This is a genomic window from Flavobacterium sp. MMLR14_040 (assembly GCF_033657265.1).
In the GTDB taxonomy this organism is placed as follows: Bacteria; Bacteroidota; Bacteroidia; order Flavobacteriales; family Flavobacteriaceae; genus Flavobacterium.
In genome coordinates, this window is record NZ_JAWVWO010000017.1 from 47,056 (window position 1) to 65,902 (window position 18,847).

Annotated in this window: 20 protein-coding genes; 13 read left to right on the forward strand and 7 right to left on the reverse strand. The window is 34.6% G+C overall.

Annotated elements, in window-relative coordinates:
- The first annotated feature begins 46 nt into the window (after window positions 1-46).
- From SD960_RS18560 to SD960_RS18570, 3 genes are all read left to right on the forward strand, one after another.
- Window positions 47-487: a DoxX family protein gene (locus SD960_RS18560; protein ID WP_318805243.1), complete on the forward strand. Its 441-nt coding sequence runs from the start codon at window positions 47-49 to the stop codon at window positions 485-487.
- A 2-nt stretch (window positions 488-489) separates the two neighbouring features.
- Window positions 490-834, forward strand: coding sequence for a dimethylsulfonioproprionate lyase family protein (locus tag SD960_RS18565; RefSeq protein ID WP_318805244.1), 345 nt, complete (start codon window positions 490-492; stop codon window positions 832-834).
- Window positions 835-979: 145 nt separating this feature from the next.
- Entirely contained in the window at window positions 980-1,561 is a 582-nt protein-coding gene (locus SD960_RS18570) for a hypothetical protein (RefSeq protein WP_318805245.1), read from the forward strand.
- Window positions 1,562-1,755: 194 nt separating this feature from the next.
- On the opposite strand, the gene SD960_RS18575 is transcribed toward SD960_RS18570, so the two are convergent.
- From SD960_RS18575 to SD960_RS18605, 7 genes are all read right to left on the reverse strand, one after another.
- Window positions 1,756-3,174 (reverse strand): gluconokinase, encoded by a 1,419-nt coding sequence (locus SD960_RS18575; RefSeq protein ID WP_318805246.1) that lies wholly within the window; start codon window positions 3,172-3,174, stop codon window positions 1,756-1,758.
- 5 nt (window positions 3,175-3,179) lie between these two features.
- A complete protein-coding gene (locus SD960_RS18580; RefSeq protein ID WP_318805247.1) occupies window positions 3,180-4,496 on the reverse strand; it encodes a gluconate:H+ symporter in 1,317 nt (438 codons plus the stop codon).
- A gap of 54 nt (window positions 4,497-4,550) precedes the next feature.
- Complete coding sequence (gene gnd, locus SD960_RS18585) at window positions 4,551-5,450, reverse strand: phosphogluconate dehydrogenase (NAD(+)-dependent, decarboxylating) (protein ID WP_318805248.1); 900 nt, start codon at window positions 5,448-5,450, stop codon at window positions 4,551-4,553.
- A 115-nt stretch (window positions 5,451-5,565) separates the two neighbouring features.
- Window positions 5,566-6,006 (reverse strand): cupin domain-containing protein, encoded by a 441-nt coding sequence (locus tag SD960_RS18590; protein WP_318805250.1) that lies wholly within the window; start codon window positions 6,004-6,006, stop codon window positions 5,566-5,568.
- Window positions 6,007-6,101: 95 nt separating this feature from the next.
- The gene (locus SD960_RS18595; RefSeq protein ID WP_318805251.1) at window positions 6,102-7,115 is read right to left on the reverse strand and encodes a zinc-binding alcohol dehydrogenase family protein; all 1,014 of its coding nucleotides are present in this window, start codon (window positions 7,113-7,115) and stop codon (window positions 6,102-6,104) included.
- Between the two features lie 201 nt (window positions 7,116-7,316).
- Window positions 7,317-7,712 (reverse strand): type II toxin-antitoxin system HicB family antitoxin, encoded by a 396-nt coding sequence (locus tag SD960_RS18600; protein WP_318805252.1) that lies wholly within the window; start codon window positions 7,710-7,712, stop codon window positions 7,317-7,319.
- Between the two features lie 21 nt (window positions 7,713-7,733).
- Window positions 7,734-7,913: a type II toxin-antitoxin system HicA family toxin gene (locus tag SD960_RS18605; RefSeq protein ID WP_318805253.1), complete on the reverse strand. Its 180-nt coding sequence runs from the start codon at window positions 7,911-7,913 to the stop codon at window positions 7,734-7,736.
- A 371-nt stretch (window positions 7,914-8,284) separates the two neighbouring features.
- Here SD960_RS18605 and SD960_RS18610 point away from each other — a divergent pair, with 371 nt between their 5' ends.
- The 10 genes from SD960_RS18610 (at window position 8,285) to SD960_RS18655 (ending at window position 18,832) form a co-directional block, all read left to right on the forward strand.
- Window positions 8,285-9,208, forward strand: coding sequence for an SMP-30/gluconolactonase/LRE family protein (locus SD960_RS18610; RefSeq protein WP_318805254.1), 924 nt, complete (start codon window positions 8,285-8,287; stop codon window positions 9,206-9,208).
- 387 nt (window positions 9,209-9,595) lie between these two features.
- Window positions 9,596-10,189, forward strand: coding sequence for a TetR/AcrR family transcriptional regulator (locus tag SD960_RS18615; protein ID WP_042565432.1), 594 nt, complete (start codon window positions 9,596-9,598; stop codon window positions 10,187-10,189).
- A gap of 319 nt (window positions 10,190-10,508) precedes the next feature.
- Window positions 10,509-11,648: an efflux RND transporter periplasmic adaptor subunit gene (locus SD960_RS18620; protein WP_413230384.1), complete on the forward strand. Its 1,140-nt coding sequence runs from the start codon at window positions 10,509-10,511 to the stop codon at window positions 11,646-11,648.
- An 11-nt stretch (window positions 11,649-11,659) separates the two neighbouring features.
- Window positions 11,660-14,830, forward strand: a complete 3,171-nt coding sequence (locus SD960_RS18625) for an efflux RND transporter permease subunit (RefSeq protein WP_318805257.1) — start codon at window positions 11,660-11,662, stop codon at window positions 14,828-14,830.
- 130 nt (window positions 14,831-14,960) lie between these two features.
- Window positions 14,961-16,379, forward strand: a complete 1,419-nt coding sequence (locus SD960_RS18630; RefSeq protein ID WP_318805258.1) for a TolC family protein — start codon at window positions 14,961-14,963, stop codon at window positions 16,377-16,379.
- Between the two features lie 391 nt (window positions 16,380-16,770).
- Complete coding sequence (locus tag SD960_RS18635) at window positions 16,771-17,151, forward strand: DoxX family protein (RefSeq protein ID WP_318805259.1); 381 nt, start codon at window positions 16,771-16,773, stop codon at window positions 17,149-17,151.
- A gap of 12 nt (window positions 17,152-17,163) precedes the next feature.
- Window positions 17,164-17,373, forward strand: coding sequence for a hypothetical protein (locus SD960_RS18640; RefSeq protein WP_318805260.1), 210 nt, complete (start codon window positions 17,164-17,166; stop codon window positions 17,371-17,373).
- 80 nt (window positions 17,374-17,453) lie between these two features.
- A complete protein-coding gene (locus SD960_RS18645) occupies window positions 17,454-17,840 on the forward strand; it encodes a VOC family protein (RefSeq protein ID WP_318805261.1) in 387 nt (128 codons plus the stop codon).
- A gap of 11 nt (window positions 17,841-17,851) precedes the next feature.
- A complete protein-coding gene (locus SD960_RS18650) occupies window positions 17,852-18,361 on the forward strand; it encodes a DinB family protein (RefSeq protein WP_318805262.1) in 510 nt (169 codons plus the stop codon).
- Between the two features lie 9 nt (window positions 18,362-18,370).
- Entirely contained in the window at window positions 18,371-18,832 is a 462-nt protein-coding gene (locus SD960_RS18655) for a DUF1440 domain-containing protein (RefSeq protein ID WP_318805263.1), read from the forward strand.
- Window positions 18,833-18,847: the final 15 nt, after the last annotated feature.

The following is an 18,847-nucleotide window of genomic DNA, read 5'->3' on the forward strand; positions in this document are numbered from 1 at the left end:
GGGCGGTTATTACATCTTTGTATCTCTAATTACGAATTAAAAGTATATGAAAAGATATCAGGATTTTGCAGTCTTGCTTTTGCGAATAGCATTGGCAACGGGTTTTATTTCTGCCGTTTCGAGTCGGTTGGGTTTATGGGGAAGTTATTCCTCTGGCTGGGAAAATTTTTTGGCTTACGCCGAAAAAGTAAACTCATTTGCTCCCAAAAGTTGTATCCCCACAATCGCCATCACCGCTACTATTGCCGAAACACTTTTAGCATTACTCTTACTAATTGGTTATAAAACCAAATGGGCTGCAATTGGCACATCAATCTTAACTTTATTATTTGCCTTTGCTATGACGTATTCTTTTGGTTTAAAAGATCCCTTAGATTATTCGGTATTTGTGTTTTCTATGGCGGCTTTTCTTTTATCAACAGTAGAGCAATATAAGTGGAGTTTAGATGAGATGATTTCGAAAAAGCAACAAATTAAAATTCAATAAAAATGGAAAAACAAATCACAAAAACCAGTGAAATAAATTGGAAACCTTTAATCGAAGAAGGTGTAAAAACAGACGGAATCTTTGTAAAAACTTTGTATTACGACGACGTTGCCAAAAGACCTACAGCCTTTTTATCCAAATTTGAACCGGGAGCTTCGTACCCAAATCACAGTCATCCCGCGGGAGAAGAAATCTTTGTTATCGAAGGCGAAGTGCGCTCCGGAAAAGATGAATTAAAAAAAGGCGATTATTTGTACATGCCACCCGGAAGCACACATTCTGTGTTTTCTAAAACCGGATGTATATTATTGTTTAAAGTGCCGGAGGAAGTTGTTATTTTGAAGTGATTATCGATCGATTAGAATTTTTAAAGCCTTTGAAAATGTTTTATTTTTTAAAGGCTTTTATATTTTAATTTACTTTCCTGATAAAAAATAATTTCTAATTTTATCAACTATAAAAAGTCCTAAGTTTTTATCATCTAAATATTTTATGCGAGAAAATATACTATTAATTCTTCAAATAATAACTGTTGATTTTTTTACAGCATTTGGTTTATATACTTTCCTGTTTTTAATTGTTTCCATTTTTACAAAAAAACCAGTATTAAAAAAAATAGATGAAGAAGCTAATGGTTTTATTGCTTTCGCCGGAGTAATTTATTTTACAGTCTGGATAATTGGTATTTTTGTTTTTTATGCAGACAGCAATACCGAAGAACAAACCAGCATGCTTAGCAGAATGTTCGGAAAATATTGGTTCGGATATTGGGTTCAACCTCTTTTATGGGTTTCGCTCACGCAATTATTACGAATTAGAACTATCCGAAAAAATGTATTATTGAGAATATTGTTTAGTTTTTTGCTGATATTTTCAATTGAAAAATATGTAATAATGATGGTTACTTTTCATCGTGATTATTTACCGAGTTCCTGGACAATGTACAATGAATTAAGTATTTATCCATCAAACTTTTTTCTGATGCTTTTAGCAAAAATATTAATGTTCTTATTATTTGTAGGGATTTACCATTTGATAAAAAGCAGAATAAAAATAGTACTAGAAAGGAAATAATTATTTCACAGAGACGCACAAAAAATCACAGAGATTCTCTAAGATTCTTTATCACTTAACTTACGTAAAGTTTTATTTCACGCAGATTTTAAAAGATTTAGGCAGATGTAAGGAGATGATTAGCATAATTTACTAAAAATAAATCTGCTTAAATCTGCCTAATCTGCGAAACAAAAAAAAATCTTTGCTGTATCTCACAAATCTTTCAATATTGGATATACTTTTTTAAACTTATTAAAAGCGTTTTCATAAACCTCTTTATAATTTGTATTGGGATAAAAAATCTTTCCGATTTTGTGTTCGGTTGCGACATTATTCCCTTGAGATTTCATGCCAATCATAACAGCGCCCCAGGCAGAACCTTCAATAGTTTGGGAAGTTTCTACGGTCATCTGAAAAACATCGGCTACCATTTGAAGCCAGAGTTCACTTTTACCAAATCCACCGCTCGCCATTACTTTGGTTTGTTTTCTTTTTTCGGGATCGGGAATTAAAATTTCGGTTATTTGAAACAATCCAAACAGAATACCTTCTAAAGTTGCTCTCACCAAATGCGCCTGAGTGTGGGTAATCTGCATTCCTAAAATAGATCCTTGTGCAGCAGCATCCCAAATTGGCGCTCGTTCGCCCAATAAATAAGGTACAAAAAGCAAACCATCTGATCCGGCTGGAATTTTTTCTGCTTCTGAAAAAAGAATTTCAAAAGACTGATTGGTTTTTAGCAAAGTTTCCCTAAGCCATTGCAAAATAATAGCGCCGTTATTTACCGCACCCAAAGTAAGATATTGGTTCTCCAACAAATGATAACATTGTGTTCGCATTTGTTCATCAAGATAGGGTTTGTCTATTGGTAATCGCACGGCTCCGCTTGTACCAATGGTTAACGCAATACAGCCTTTGTTCATTGCTCCTGTTCCTAAATTTGCCAATGCACCATCGCCTCCGCCAATTATATATAGAAAATCGTCTGAAATTCCTTTGCAATGATGTGTTACTTCACAGACCGTTGATAATTGTTCGGGTTTCAGGTTTAAGAAATCTAATATTTCTTCATCCCATTTTAGAGTATGAATATTCAATAATCCTGTTCCGGATGCCATTGAAGTATCTGTATAATATTCATTCGTAAGATGATGCCATACATATTCTTTAATGCTAATGAATTTATAGGTTTTTGAAAAAATATCAGAATCAAATTCTTTAAACCATGCTATTTTTGTCATGGGCGAAAAAGGATGAATCGGGATTCCGGTTTTTTGATAAAAATATTTTCCTTTTTCAGAATTTTTGAGTTTTTCTGCAATGGAATTTGCTCTGTTATCCGCCCATAAAATAGCATCGGTTAAGGGCTTTCCGGTTTCATCAATCGCAATAATACTTTGCATTGCTGAGCTAAAACTGATAAACTCCGGTTGAATTCCTATTGTGATTTCGGTAATGCAATCTTTAACCGTTTGTAAAATTTGTTCAGGATTTTGAACACTCCAATCCGGTTTTGGATGATACATTGGATAAGTCATTGCGACTTCTTTGATGACATTTCCCTGTTTGTCAAAACAAATGGCTTTTGTGGCTGTGGTTCCAATATCGATGCCTATATAAAATGATTCCATGTTTTTTATTTGATCCATAAATTGAGCACCAAAACGCCTATTAATCCCATTACACCAATAATGGTTTCCATCACTGTCCAGGTTTTAAAAGTATCTGAAATGCTGATACCAAAATATTCCTTAAACATCCAGAATCCGGTATCGTTAACATGAGAACACATTAAACTTCCTGCACCAATAGACAACACCATTAACTCCGGGCTTACACCAGAAGCCAATACTAAAGGCTGAACAATTCCTGCTGCGGTTAATCCCGCAACTGTTGCAGATCCCAATGCAATACGAATAATGGTCGCAATCAGCCAGCCTAAAAATAAGGGAGAAAGTGATGATTTTTCGAAAAACATACTTAAATCATTTCCCATTCCGCTGTCTATTAAAACTTGTTTAAAAGCACCTCCTGCAGCAATTATTAAAATAATCATGGTGGCAGAACTCATGGCACTACCCGATTTATCCATAATATCCTGCATTTTTCTTCCGCGAAAAATTCCTAAAGAAAATACGGCAAAAAGAACAGCAATCAACATTGAAGTGGTTGGATTTCCAATGAAAAGTAAAACAGAACGTATTGAACCTTCCGCTAAAATTAATTCACTAAAAGTTGCAGTTGCCATTAAAAAAACGGGAACTAATGCTGTTAGAATACTGATTTGAAAAGAAGGCATTTCGGCTTCTGTAAAAGTTTTGCTTTCGAATAATCCTTTCGGCGGAAATGCCTGAATTTTTTTGATGAATTCAGGGAAAACAATTCCGGCAACAAATAAGGCTGGAAGTGCTACTAAAAGTCCGTAAAGTAGTGTTTTACCAATATTGGCTTTGAAAATTACTGCAATTGCTGTTGGACCGGGATGCGGCGGCAAAAATCCGTGCGTTATAGAAAGTGCCGAAGCCATTGCAATTCCCAGATAAATAATGGGCTGTTTTGTGCTTTTCGCCACAGCAAAAACCATCGGAATTAAAATAATAAAACCGGCATTATAAAACATGGAAATTCCTACTGAGAAACCCGTAATAACCATTGCCCATTTGATATGCCTGATACCAAAAGAATCAATCATTACAGAGCTTATTCGCTGGGCAGCACCACTGTCTGATAACAAATTACCCAGAATAACTCCGAATGCAATAATTAAAATTAAAGATCCGAGTGTACTTCCAATTCCGGACTGAATTGAATTTATTAAATCAGGAAAAGGCATTTGCTTTGCGATTCCCACAAAAAAAGCGGCAATAATTAAAGCGATAAAGGCATTAAGTTTAACTCCGGAAATAAGAAGCAATAATAAAAGAATACTGGCAATCAGAATCAGTAAAGACATGGATTTGAATGTGATAAATGATTAATAACTGTATTCGAAATAGCTAAATAACTTTTATTCGCTTTTTTCTACAGCGTGTCCGCCAAACTCATTTCGAAGTGCCGCTACCACTTTTCCGGAAAACGTATCCGACATTTGAGAACGATAACGCATCATGATAGAAAGGGCGATCACAGGAGTTGGAACACCTAAATCTAAAGCTGTTTCTAGAGTCCATTTTCCTTCGCCAGAGGAATGCATAATTCCTTTTATTCCGTCTAGTCTTGCATCTTTAGAAAAAGCATTTTCGGTTAGTTCCATCAGCCAGCTGCGAACCACTGAACCGTGATTGAACAATTTAGCTGTTTTTTGAAAATCGATATCAAATTCTGAATGTTCAAAAACCTCAAATCCTTCTGCAATAGACTGCATCATTCCGTATTCGATACCGTTATGGACCATTTTAGTAAAATGTCCGCTTCCCGCAGCTCCGGTATATAAAAATCCATTTTCAACAGAAATATCTTTGAAAACTTTTGCTACATAATCAAATACATCAGCGTCTCCGCCAATCATAGTACAAGCTCCGTGTAAAGCTCCGGAAGTTCCGCCAGAAGTTCCACAATCTAAAAAATCGATTCCATGTTCTTTTAGTTGTGCATAACGGCGTTTTGAATCGTTGTAATTCGAATTTCCGCCATCAATAATAATATCGCTTTTTGACAAATAGGGCAATAAAGAAGTAATAACAGCATCTACAATTTCGCCTGCAGGAACCATTAGCCAAATTACTCTTCTGTCTGTAAGCTTTCTGCAAAGTTCTTCAACAGAAAAAGCGGTTTCAATTCCTTCCTGACCAATTTTTGAAACAAAATCAGCATTGACATCCTGTGCAACAACATCATAATTGTTTCTTTTTAAATTCAAGGCGAGATTAAATCCCATTTTTCCTAATCCTATTATTCCTACTTGCATGTGTGTTTTTTTATTATTTGATTCGTAAAAATATTACTTTCCGTGCTTTTAATTGTTTCAATTTTGATTTAATATGTTAAATAAAATTGATTCCGAACTATTTCGTTGGTTGTTCTTACCTCAAATCTTTTTTGATTACGAGATATTTCAAATCAGTTTTTCCAACATTACTAATGCCGTGCTCCATATTTGACGGACAATAGAAACTGGTATTTGGTCCGGCAGTTGTAGTTTTTCCATCCAAATAAAATTGAGCTGTCCCTTCCAGAATATAAAAGAATTCTTCTTCCACATGATGATGCGGTGCGTGTGTAGATTTTCCAGGTTCGACGATACTCATTTTGAGTGTGTTTTCCTGAGTGAAATTTTTATCACCAAACCAATATTGGTATCCTACTTTGGTTTTTGTTGCTTTATCTAAATCAAAATGATTGACGCAGTTTTCAATAGTATATTTTATCTCTGTTGGCGTTGTTTCTTTTTTTACTTCCTGAGATTGTATGGTTTGTGTTATTAAAGTTACGATCGCAACTTTAATTGTGGTTGATAGTTTCATGGCTTTTTTATTGTAATAATACAAAAAAATGGTTTTGGTTAAATACAAAAAAGCAAGCTTTATCGGCTTGCTTTTTATTTTATAAACTCTACTCTTTAAAATTTAATGGCAATTTTACCAATCGTACTTCCCGATTCTAGTAGTTTATGTGCTTCTTTAAAATTAGAAACCGTTAAACCATTTAAAGTTGCTTTTAAAGTCGATTGAATCGTGCCATTATCCAATAAATCAGCTAATTTGTTTAAAATATGATGTTGCGCTATCATATCTTCGGTTTGAAACATCGAGCGTGTAAACATCAATTCCCAATGGAAACTGGCACTTTTACCTTTTAACTGACGAAGATTCACACTTTCGACAGGATCACTTATGGAACCAATATGACCCTGAGGTTTTATCAACTCTACAAAGGCATTCCAATATTGATTGACATCAACAAAATCTAAAATAAAATCAACTTGTTGAAAACCGGCGTTGCGAACTTCTTCAATCAAATTTTTATGATTTACTACAAAGTCGGCGCCTTGTTGTTTACACCATTCGATCGATTCAGGACGTGAAGCTGTTGCGATTACAGTTAAGCCTGCTACTTTTTTAGCCAGTTGAATGGCGACTGAACCTACTCCTCCTGCTCCGCCAATGATCAAAATGGTTTTACCTTTATCTTTTTCTGCGTCAATTCTAATTCTGTCAAATAATATTTCCCAGGCTGTCAAACCTGTTAATGGCATCACAGCAGCTTGTTCTATCGAAAGTGATTTTGGTTTTCTGCCAACAATGCGTTCGTCAATAAGTTGATATTCGGCATTACTGCCCGGTTTGGTAATATCTCCGGCATAATATACTTCGTCACCTACTTTAAATAAACTGACCTGATCGCCAATGGCTTCTACAGTTCCTACGGCATCCCAGCCTATAATTTTTGGTGTTTCTAAAACAGTTTCTTTGGCACTATTCTGGCGTATTTTAAAATCTACCGGATTCACCGAAACAGCCTGAACTTTAATTAATAAATTATGTCCTTCGGCAGTTGGTTTTGGAGTTTCAAATGTTATAAAACTATCTTCTTTTTCTATTGATAATGAGGTTTTAAATCCTATTGCTTTCATCTTTTTATGTTTTGATTTAAACTAATACTACAAAGATATGCACAAAGAAGAATCTGGAAATTGTACAAATTCGTTATGAATTTGTATATGTTTATCGTTTGGGATTATAATGGTAAATCTAAACTGAACTTCAGCTCTACAATATTTATCATTCCTTGATTTATCATTCCTTCGGAATTTTTACTTTTTTGCTTTTTTGACTTACAATTCTACTGCCAGAAGTTCTTTTCCTAAATTATGTAAGGCGCTTTCTATTTTTAGACGCTGTTCTAATCTTGGATTTCTATGACCTGATGCGTAGTGCTGAATTTGTTTTTGATTTATACCTGTAATTCTTTCAAGTGCCGAGTTTGTAAATATTCCTTTGTAATAATTTAATAAACTGGCAGTATCAAACTTATAAATCAATTCATATGATTTCTCCAAAAATCCTGGTTTATCATCATCATTCAATTCTTTTAGCGTTTCAATACAGTCTAATATATCTTGTTTACATTCCTGAACTGTGTCACCGCCACCGACTATTGCTTTTTCATTCTCCGCATAGCCCCAAAAACCATCTTCGTTTCTTTCGATAATAATTTTAATTGTTTTCATACTTATCTATTTTTTGAGATCCTAAAGTCCCATCTCTTTTCTTAATTTCTGTTCTAATCCTTTTCCAATTTCTTTCGATCCATGATTGGGAATCACAACTTGCTTACCCTCTTTTTGATAAATCTCATGACTTCCTTTCCCTTGTCTTACGAATACCCAACCGTTTCTTACCGCCTCCCTAATAAATTCCTTTGATTTCACTTTTAAATGACTTACAAAGATAGTAAAATTACTATCTTTAGATTATGTTTTATTATAAATTTTGAAAATCAAAGATAGTATAGAGATGTCAAAAAAGTAAGAAAATATTTACTTTTATCATTTCTTATAAAACTAAACCTCTTGCCTAGCCCCGATAGAAGTGAAAATCCTTTTGTGTTCGCCGTGGCGGACACAAAAGATTGAAACGGATAGCGGGACAAGTCGTCTTAAAAAACATAATTCTTCTGCTCCTAAAAAAGAATATCAATGCCAGCGAGAGCTTGCTCATGAAGAAATTAACACAAGAACCATAAAAACAAACTATATTAGCTTTTCATTTTTTTTTAAAGCAAACGTTAAAACTTTTCACTATGAACCGCCTCCAACTTAAAATAAAATCACATCTACTATTTTTCATCGCTTTTACTTTTACAAATTTCATATACGCTCAGCTATCAGAAGGCAACAACCATAACTTAATTGCAAAAGGCGCGGTTCTCACAAAACTATCCGATCAATACAGTTTTACAGAAGGCCCTGCCGCAGACAAAAAAGGAAATATTTATTTTACCGATCAGCCTAATAACAGAATCATGAAATGGTCGGTTAATGGAGAACTTTCTGTTTTTATGGAAAATGCAGGAAGAGCTAACGGTTTATATTTTGATCACGAAGGCAACCTTTTGGCTTGCGCCGATGAAAAAAATGAAATTTGGAAAATAGACCAAAACAGAAATACTACTGTGTTGGTAAATGACTTTGAAGGAAAAAGGCTTAATGGTCCCAATGATCTCTGGGTTGATCCCAAAGGTGGTGTCTATTTTACCGATCCTTTTTACAAAAGAGATTACTGGAAACATACCTCCAAAGAAATAGAGAAAGAATGTGTTTACTATTTATCTCAGGATAAATCTAAAATTATTAACGTTGACGATGAGCTTATAAAACCCAATGGCATAATTGGAACTTCGGATGGAAAAACGTTATTTGTAGCGGATATAGCAGCAAACAAAACATACTCTTATATTATCAACAGTGATGGTTCTTTAGGCAAAAAAACTCTTTTTACTGAATCTGGTTCAGACGGAATGACAAGAGACGAGTCCGGAAACATTTACTTAACCGGAAAAGGAGTTACTGTATTTAATCCAAAGGGAGAAAAAATAGCCCATATTGATGTTCAGGAACCCTGGACAGCCAATGTTTGTTTTGGAGGAAAAAAATTTAAAACATTATTTATAACTGCTGGCAAAAGCGTTTATACGTTAGAAATGAATATTCGGGGAATGAAATAAGCAATGGATATTGTACCAAATACTTTTGTTATTCTCACTTTGGGAAACCAAACCTTATCAATAAACTGGACTAAAGTCCAGTTTAATGGGACGAATATTTTTATAAGATGAGATTGTTTTGCTTCTAAAAACCGAACAATTTTATCAACTTTATTTATGTTTTTTGATTTTGACGACGTTTTTGCAAAATACAATATCTGAAAAACGCTTAAAAAAGAATTCAAATTTGTATAAAAACAAAATATCTGATTATTTAAATCCTTAAGAAAGCCTTATTTTTCGGCATCTATATCACGATAAGAAAATATTATGACTATTTTATTTCATTATTAGAAAAACGGTGTTACATTTGCCTAACAGTGTTAAACAATTTAATACTTAAATAAAATGGCAAGTAAAGATCGAATATTAAGACAAAAAGAAGAGACAAGAAGTAACATTCTTGAGGCTGCTTATGCTATCGTCAAGGAAGAAGGATGGCAGGGTCTTAGCATGCGAAAGATTGCTGATAAAATTGAATACACCGCTCCTATTATTTATGAATATTTTTCTAATAAAGAAGCTATTTTAACTGAATTGACCGGAAAAGGTTTTATAAAGCTAGCTAAGGAACTTCAAAATGCCAAAGCTAAATTTGAAAAACCAGAAGATCAAATCGAAGCGATGTGGATGGCATACTGGGATTTTGCCTTTACGGATACCGAAATGTATCAGGTAATGTTTGGTGTGCAAATGAACTGTTGTTCTCAGCAATGTTCGGCTGCTGAAGCCCCTTATAAATTGTTTACGGCGGTGATTGCTGAAATTATGAAAGACAGTAATCCGAGTCCGGAAGTTATTAAACAAAAGTATTTTACTTTCTTTTCTGTTATTCACGGTTTGATCGCGATTAACATCATTAACAGAAGTGAAGTAATGGAAACTATCAACAATCAAATCCTTAAAGATGCGATTGGCGGAATCATAAAATCAATTCAATAAAAAAAATTTCATTTTAACTTAACAGTGATAAATGATTTAATGGGTAAATTTGCAAATCCTTTTTTTTACAATTTTACTTAACAACGTTAGAAAATTTAATTAACGTAATTTAAAGGTTTTTTTAATCCTTTACTTAACACTGATAAATAATTTAATACCGATTTATGAAATATAATTCGAATGCATTATTATTTGAAATTTTGCACCAGTTTACTTAACAACGTTAGAAAATTTAATAGACATAAATATGAATTTCCAGAATACCACAAATAAAATTTTTAAAAACGAGAATGTCCAACAAATTAAAACCAATATTAAAATGAAAAATGTAATTATAACCAGCTTTATTCTTGCGCTTGTACTAAGTAGTTGTGCAGATAAACAACAGGCTCCAGCTCCTGCAGCACCGCTTTTGCCTGTTTTAGCTATCCAGAATTCAAATGCTGTTACTGATGCTGAATATCCTGCTTCGATACAAGGAACTGTTGATGTAGAAATTCGCCCTCAGGTAAGCGGAAACCTTGATCGCGTTTTGGTTGATGAAGGTGCTTATGTAAATAAAGGTCAGACTTTATTCAAAATAAACGAACGCCCGTTTCGTGAGCAGTTAAACAATGCTTTGGCTAGCCTTCACGCTTCTGAAGCTGCTTTGATCAACGCTCAGTTAGAAGTTGATAAATTAACTCCTTTGGTACAAAACAAAGTAGTTTCTGATTATCAATTAAAAACGGCTAAAGCTTCTCAAAAAATTGCCGCTGCAAATATCGAACAAGCAAGAGCAATGGTAGAATCTGCCAAAATTAATTTAGGATATACAAATGTGACAGCCCCAGTGAGTGGTTATATTGGAAGATTACCTAAAAAACAAGGAAGTTTAGTTTCAGCATCTGATATTGAGCCTTTAACTAAATTATCTGATGTACATGAAGTTTTTGTTTACTTCTCTTTGGGTGAAACAGATTTCATCAAATTTAAATCTCAATACGCAGGAAATACTCTTGGTGATAAAATTAAAAAATTGCCTCCTGTAACTTTGATTTTGGCTGATAATACTGATTATGGAAAATCAGGAAAAATTGATATGGTCGACGGTCAGTTTGATAAAACTACGGGAGCGATTACTTTAAGAGCTACTTTTCCTAATGCAAGCGGAACTTTACGTTCTGGAAATACAGGAAAAATTCGTTTAGGAATTAACCATGACGATGCAATCCTTGTTCCGCAATCGGCAACTATTGAAATGCAGGATAAAGTATTTGTTTTCACTGTAAACAAAGAAAATAAAGTAAACAAAATGCCTATCACAATTATTGGTAAAAGCGGTACAAACTATCTTATTAGCGATGGTGTAAAATCTGGTGACCAAATTGTGGTAAGCGGAATTGACAAACTTCAGGAAGGGCAAGTTATTCAGCCTCAAAAAGCAACAGCAGTTGCGCAAATCATTACTAAAAAATAATTTTTACGAAAATGTTCAAAATATTTATACAAAGACCTGTACTGGCAACTGTTATCTCCATTTTATTGGTTATACTCGGTGTACTTGGACTTACAAAATTGCCTTTACAACAGTTTCCTGATATTGCACCGCCATCGGTTTTGGTAACGGCTGTTTATCCGGGAGCGAATGCAGAAACGGTTTTACGTTCTGTTGCACCATCTCTGGAAGAATCTATAAATGGTGTTGAAAACATGACGTACATGAGTTCTACTGCCAGTAACGATGGTACTCTTGCTATTACTGTTTTCTTTAAATTAGGTACAGATGCCGATCAGGCTGCGGTAAACGTGCAAAACAGAGTTGCTCAGGCAACAAGTCAATTGCCGGCAGAGGTTGTTCAGCAAGGTGTAATCACGGCAAAACAACAAAACAGTTTTATCATGGCGATTGGTATGTATACCGAAGATGAGTCAAAATACGATCAGACTTTTGTTGCTAATTATGCTCAAATTAATATTATTCCTGAAATTAAACGTATTCCGGGTGTAGGTTCTGCCAGTATTTTTGGTGGAGTAAAAGATTATTCGATGAGAGTTTGGTTAAATCCAACTCAAATGTCGACTTACAACGTGACGCCAAACGAAGTTATGGCAGCGATTCAGGACAAAAGTTTAGAGGCTGCTCCGGGTAAATTTGGAGAAAGAAGTAAAGAGGTTTTTGAATATGTAATTAAATACAAAGGAAAACTTACCAAACCAGAAGATTATCAAAATATTGCAATTCGTTCTAATGCTGATGGTTCTATTCTTCGTTTAAAAGATGTTGCCAGAGTTGAACTTGGTTCATATTCTTATAACAGTTTAACACGTTTAAATGGTAAAAAAGGAATCGTAATTGGAGTAATTCAGTTAGCGGGTTCTAACTCAAATGATATTCAGGTTGCGATTAACAAATTGATGATTAAAGCATCAAAAGATTTCCCAACGGGTATCAAACACAATATTTTCTATAGCACAAAAGTATCTTTAGATCAATCGATCGATCAGGTAAAACACACTTTATTAGAAGCTTTTATCCTGGTATTTATTGTGGTATTTATCTTCCTGCAAGATTTTAGATCAACATTAATCCCGGCTATTGCTGTACCTGTAGCAATTTTAGGAACGTTCTTCTTCATGCAATTATTCGGATTTTCGATCAACCTTTTAACGCTTTTCGCATTAATTCTGGCGATTGGTATTGTGGTCGATGATGCAATTGTGGTCGTCGAGGCCGTGCATGCGAAAATGGAGCACAAACATTTGTCTCCAAAAGTAGCAACACATGAAGCAATGCACGAAATAACGGGTGCTATTATCTCGATTACGCTGGTAATGGCTGCTGTATTCCTGCCGGTTGGTTTTATGGAAGGCTCAACAGGAGTTTTCTATCGTCAGTTTGCTTTTACGATGGCAATTGCAATTGTAATTTCAGCCGTAAATGCTTTAACATTAAGCCCTGCCCTTGCCGCTTTATTCTTAAAAGATAATCACGCAGCAAATGAAGACGGAAGCGCTCCTTATGTGAAACAAGGCTTTAAACAAAAATTCTTTAACGGATTCAACAAAAGTTTTGATTCATTGACAAACCGTTATGTGGGCGGATTAAAATTCTTAATTCGTAACAAATGGGTTAGTTTAGGAGGTTTGGCTTTAATTACTTTCGCAACTGTGGTAATGGTTAAAACTACACCTTCAGGATTTATTCCAACAGAAGATCAGGGATTTATTGCGATTGCCGTAAATACTCCTTCCGGAACATCTCTTGACGGAACTCAAAAAGTAATGACTGAAGCTGAAAACACTTTAAGAGGTCTTGATGCGTCACGATTTGTAACCGCGATTTCTGGTTTCAACTTATTGACAAACTCAACAAGCCCGTCTTCTGCAGTAGTTTTCGTATTGCTTAAGCCAAATGAAGAACGTGGAAAAGTAAAAAATATTGATGAAATTATGAATGAAGTTCGTGGCAAATTGGGCGCAATTTCTGGCGGAAGTTTCTTCGTATTTAGTTTCCCAACTGTTCCTGGATTTAGTAACGTTGAAGCTTTAGATTTGGTTCTTCAGGATAAAACCGGAGGTAAACTGGATAAATTTAGTGGAATTTCTCAAAACTTTATCGGAGAATTGATGAAACGTCCTGAAATTGCTGTAGCCTTTACTTCTTTCAAAGCCGATTATCCTCAATTGCAATTGGATATTAATGATGCAAAAGCAGATCAATTAGGTGTAAAAGTTAAAGATATTCTGCAAACCATGCAAGCTTATTTTGGTAGTGCGCAAGCGTCTGACTTCAACCGATTTGGTAAATATTACAGAGTTGTTGTTCAGGCAGATATTGCAGACAGAGCAGATCCATCAGCGATTGATCGTGTGTTTGTAAAAAATAAAGATGGAGAAATGGTTCCGTTAAATACTTTGGTAAAACTAAGCCGTATTTATGGTTCTGAAACTGCTTCGAGATACAATTTATTTAACTCAATTGGTATAAATGCAATTCCGAAACCTGGTTTTAGTTCCGGAGATGCCATTAAAGCAATTGAAGAAGTGGCAGCACAACAATTGCCTGCAGGTTATGGATTTGAATTTTCTGGACAAACCCGTGAAGAAATTTCTTCAGGAGGTCAGTCGGCAACAATTTTCCTATTGTGTTTGATATTCATTTATTTCCTACTTGCTGCACAGTATGAAAGTTACATCTTGCCTTTAGCAGTAATTCTTTCAATCCCTGCAGGTATTTTTGGAGTTTTCGTAGCCATCGGTTTAACCGGAATCGAAAACAACATTTATGTACAGGTTGCATTGGTAATGCTTATTGGACTGCTCGCCAAAAATGCCATTTTGATTGTCGAATTTGCCGTGCAGAAACGAAAATCAGGTCAGGCATTAGTAAAAGCTTCTATAGACGCTGCAAAATTACGTTTACGTCCAATTATCATGACGTCTCTGGCTTTCGTAGTAGGATTAATTCCGATGATGAGTGCCACAGGACCTTCTGCTCAGGGTAACCACTCTATTAGTATTGGTGCCGCCGGAGGTATGATTTCGGGAGTAATTCTTGGGTTGTTAATCATCCCGGTTTTATTTATCGTATTCCAACATTTACAAGAAAAGGTTTCCGGAAAACCGGTAGCCGTAATTCATAACGAAGAAGAAAAATAAGAATGGAAAATTATATAACGACAATCCTGGTGACCATTATTATTGGCATCGCCTATATATCGTACAAAATCGCTAAAGATCTGGATAACAGAAAAGATACTTGTACAGAAATTTAATGACAACATATAAAATGAAAAAGTATATAACCAAAATCGTGATGGTCGCCATTTTGATCACCACAATAATATCCTGTAAGGTTTCAAAGGATATTGAAACTCCAAAAGATGCATTTCCTGAAAATTTCAGGAATGCATCAACTTCAACAGATACAACGAGTATTGCCGATGTGGAGTGGAAAAATTTCTTTACAGAGAAAGATGTTATTCAATTGATTGATAGTGCTGTGGCAAGAAATAATGATTTGCAAATCGCTACCAAAAATATCGAAATTGCTCAATACAGATTCACACAATCAAAATGGGGAAATGTACCTCAGGTAAATTTATTTGTGAATGCAAGTACGAGCAATCCGTCTGACAATAGTTTTACGGGAATGAATTTGAATCAGGCTTTGGGTCAAAAGCATATTGATGATTATTCTGCAGGAGCTTCACTTTCGTGGGAAGCTGATATTTGGGGAAAAATCCGCAATCAGAAAAAAGGTGCTTATGCAGGTTATCTTCAATCTGAAGAAGTTAGAAAAGCATTGCAGACCAATATTGTAGCCAATGTTTCAAAAGGATATTACAATCTTTTGATGCTGGATGCACAATTAGAAATTGCAAAACAAAACGTAAAATTAAATGATAGTACCACTACTATCATCAAATTAAAATATGATGCAGGTCAGGTAACATCATTAGCAATTCAACAATCTGAAGCTCAGAAATTAAACTCAGCGCAATTGATTCCGTTATTGGAACAAAACATTGCCATTCAGGAAAATGCTTTGAGCGTATTGACAGGATCTTTTCCAAATTCAAAAGAAAGAACTACCCGTTTGAGTTCACTTGAAGTTAAAAACAATAACGCAATCGGAATTCCTTCTAGTTTAGTAAGCAGAAGACCTGATGTAAAAAGTGCAGAACTGGCTTTAAAAGTTGCCAATGCTAATGTTGGAATCACAAAAGCTGATTTGTATCCTGCATTGAAAATTACGGCTCAGGGTGGAGTTAACTCTTTCGAAACCAGCAGTTGGTTTAACATTCCTGCTTCGTTGTTCGGAACTGTTGCCGGAGGTTTAACACAGCCTTTATTCAACAACAAAAGAGTTAGAACGCAATATAATATCGCTGTCGCGGAAAGAGAAAAAGCAGTTTTAACTTTCAGACAATCAGTTTTAGTTGCTGTAAGCGAAGTAGCTGATGCTTTGGTAAGAGTTGAAAAATTAGAGCAACAGGAAACTTTTCTGCAAGAACGCGTAAAAACATTACAGCTAGCAATTAAAAATTCGAATCTGCTATTCAAAAACGGAATGGCTGAATACCTTGAAGTACTTTCTGCGCAGGCAAATTTACTTCAAAGCGAATTAGAATTAGCTGATATTAAAAGACAACAACTTTCTGCCAATACCGAGTTATATCGCGCTTTAGGCGGAGGCTGGAGATAATACCCGTTTTTAATTATTTATTTGAGATTACGCTGCAAGACTTTGGTTTTGCAGCGTTTTTTTTTGGTTTGCCACGAAGGCGCTAAGGCGCAAAGTTTTTTTTGGATGCTGATGACACGGATTCGCAAGCGAAAACACGGATGGTCGCGGATTTGTCTTTGCGAGGAACGAAGCAATCTCAATTGCTGGATCGACAAAAGTTTACATCATCATATATTATCTATTCTCTTTAATCTATTCTCTTTAATCTATTCTCTTTACTCTAAAATTCTAAAATCCAACATCTGTCCCAAATGACCCTAAAATAGTCGCAAATACCTATACTTTATAAAAAATAACATTGGTAGATTTGTATTAAGTAATTAACAAATAACTATTTAAATATTAACCAATGAAAAAAGCAAAGATGATTTTCTGGATTACAACTATTATTATTTTCCTGTTTGAAGGTGTTATGCCGGCACTGACTTCTCAAAGTGAAATGGCAAAAGAAGGAATCAGGCATCTTGGATATCCTGAGTATTTTGGAAATGCCTTAGTCGTTTTTAAAATTATCGGTGTATTGATATTAGTGATTCCGCAAGTTTCAAATCGTGTTAAGGAATGGGCTTATGCTGGTTTTGCTTTCGATTTTATATTTGCTTCAATAAGTCATTTTGCGGTTGATGGAGTTGATTTTCAAGGCTTTTTTCCTTTAATCTTTTTAGCGATTTTGGCGGTCTCCTATATTTATCACCATAAAATAGAGCAATATAAAAACATCGCTTTATAAATTCAATAACTGATGATAGAAGTTTTTAAAACAAATGTTCAGGAAATGGAGCAATCAAAAATGATTGTGGTGAAACTTCTTGAGCATTTTCCAAACAGCATCATCAATTTTGATCTCGAAGATTGTGATAAAATTTTGCGGGTTCATGCTGCATCCATTTCAAATCACAGCATTATCGAACTTTTAAATTCTTATGGTTATCATTGCGAACCTCTTCTTTAAAGATACAAAATATTGATTTTTAGAAGTTTAATTTTAAAATCGTAAATTTGGTTGTAGCAGTAATCTTAAATAACAGAAAAATGAACATACCAAAAAATCATCAGGTTGTAATGCCGTATTTAATTGTAAAGGGAGCATTAAAATTTATAGAATTTACAAAAAACGTTTTTAATGCGACTGAATTACAAGCGCCATTATTGCGCGAAGACGGAACTGTTCAGCATGCTGAAATCACGATGCACACCAGCACCATTATGGTGACAGACGAAACCACAGATTTTAAGGTGCAAAATGCCAACTTATTTGTATATGTACCCAATGCCGATGAAAGTTTTAAAAAAGCAATCGCTGAAGGTGCAACAGTTTTAATGGAATTAAGCGATCAAAATTACGGCAGGACTTGTGGTGTAACAGATTCCTTTGGAAACATCTGGTGGATCACATCAGTAGATAAATTGACCATTTAAATTTAAAAAAAATGAAAACAATAGTGCAAAAAGATATTGTTGAGACATTCAAAAAATTAAACGGAATTCTTTCTGAATTTTCTGAAAGTGAATTAAATACCGTTCCGTACAAAGGAAGCTGGACTGCTGCACAAACAACACAGCACATTATTCTTGTCTGTTCCGGTTATCCCGAATTATTTGCCGGAAAAACCGAAAAAACTACCAGAAAACCTGATGAAAAAATTAAAGAGATTGAAAGCATCTTTTTAGACTTCAATACAAAAATGGATGCGCCCGATTTTGTAAAACCTGACATTAAGGACTACAGTAAAAATTCGTTAACTTTAGCTTTGCTAAATATAGAATCTGATTTGCTAAATGCTTCAGAAACTTGTGACTTAACGCTCACCTGCCTGGATTTTGAAGTTCCAGGATTTGGAAAATTCACCATTTTAGAATGGATTTATTTTGGTTTAATTCATGCCCAACGACATACAAAGCAATTACATGATATTTTTAGTTATGCTACGAAACTCTAAAATCATTTTATGAAATCAAAAGCGGGAACAATATTTTTAGCAGGATTAATTGCCGGAACACTTGATATTTTAGCTGCTATTTTTATCTACGCCATTCTTTTACAAAAAAGTACTCCAATAAAAATTCTGCAATCTATTGCCAGTGGAATATTCAAGAAAGAGGCCTACAATAACCCACAAATGGCTTGGTACGGATTGGGTTTCCATTTTATAATTGCCCTGATTTTTGCCTGGCTTTACTTTATTATTTATCCCTATTTAAACTTCTTAAAAAAGAGTGCCCTCGTTTCGGGATTTCTTTATGGCATTTTTGTCTGGATTGTAATGAACTTAATTGTCCTTCCAATTGTATTTCCGGTTTTACCGGCTAAACATTTTGATTTTCCTTTAATTTTATCGGTCTTAATTCTTATATTTTGTATCGGTTTCCCAATTGCTTTTATAGCGCGGAAGTTTTATTCTTTTAAATAAATATTCAATTTTCTT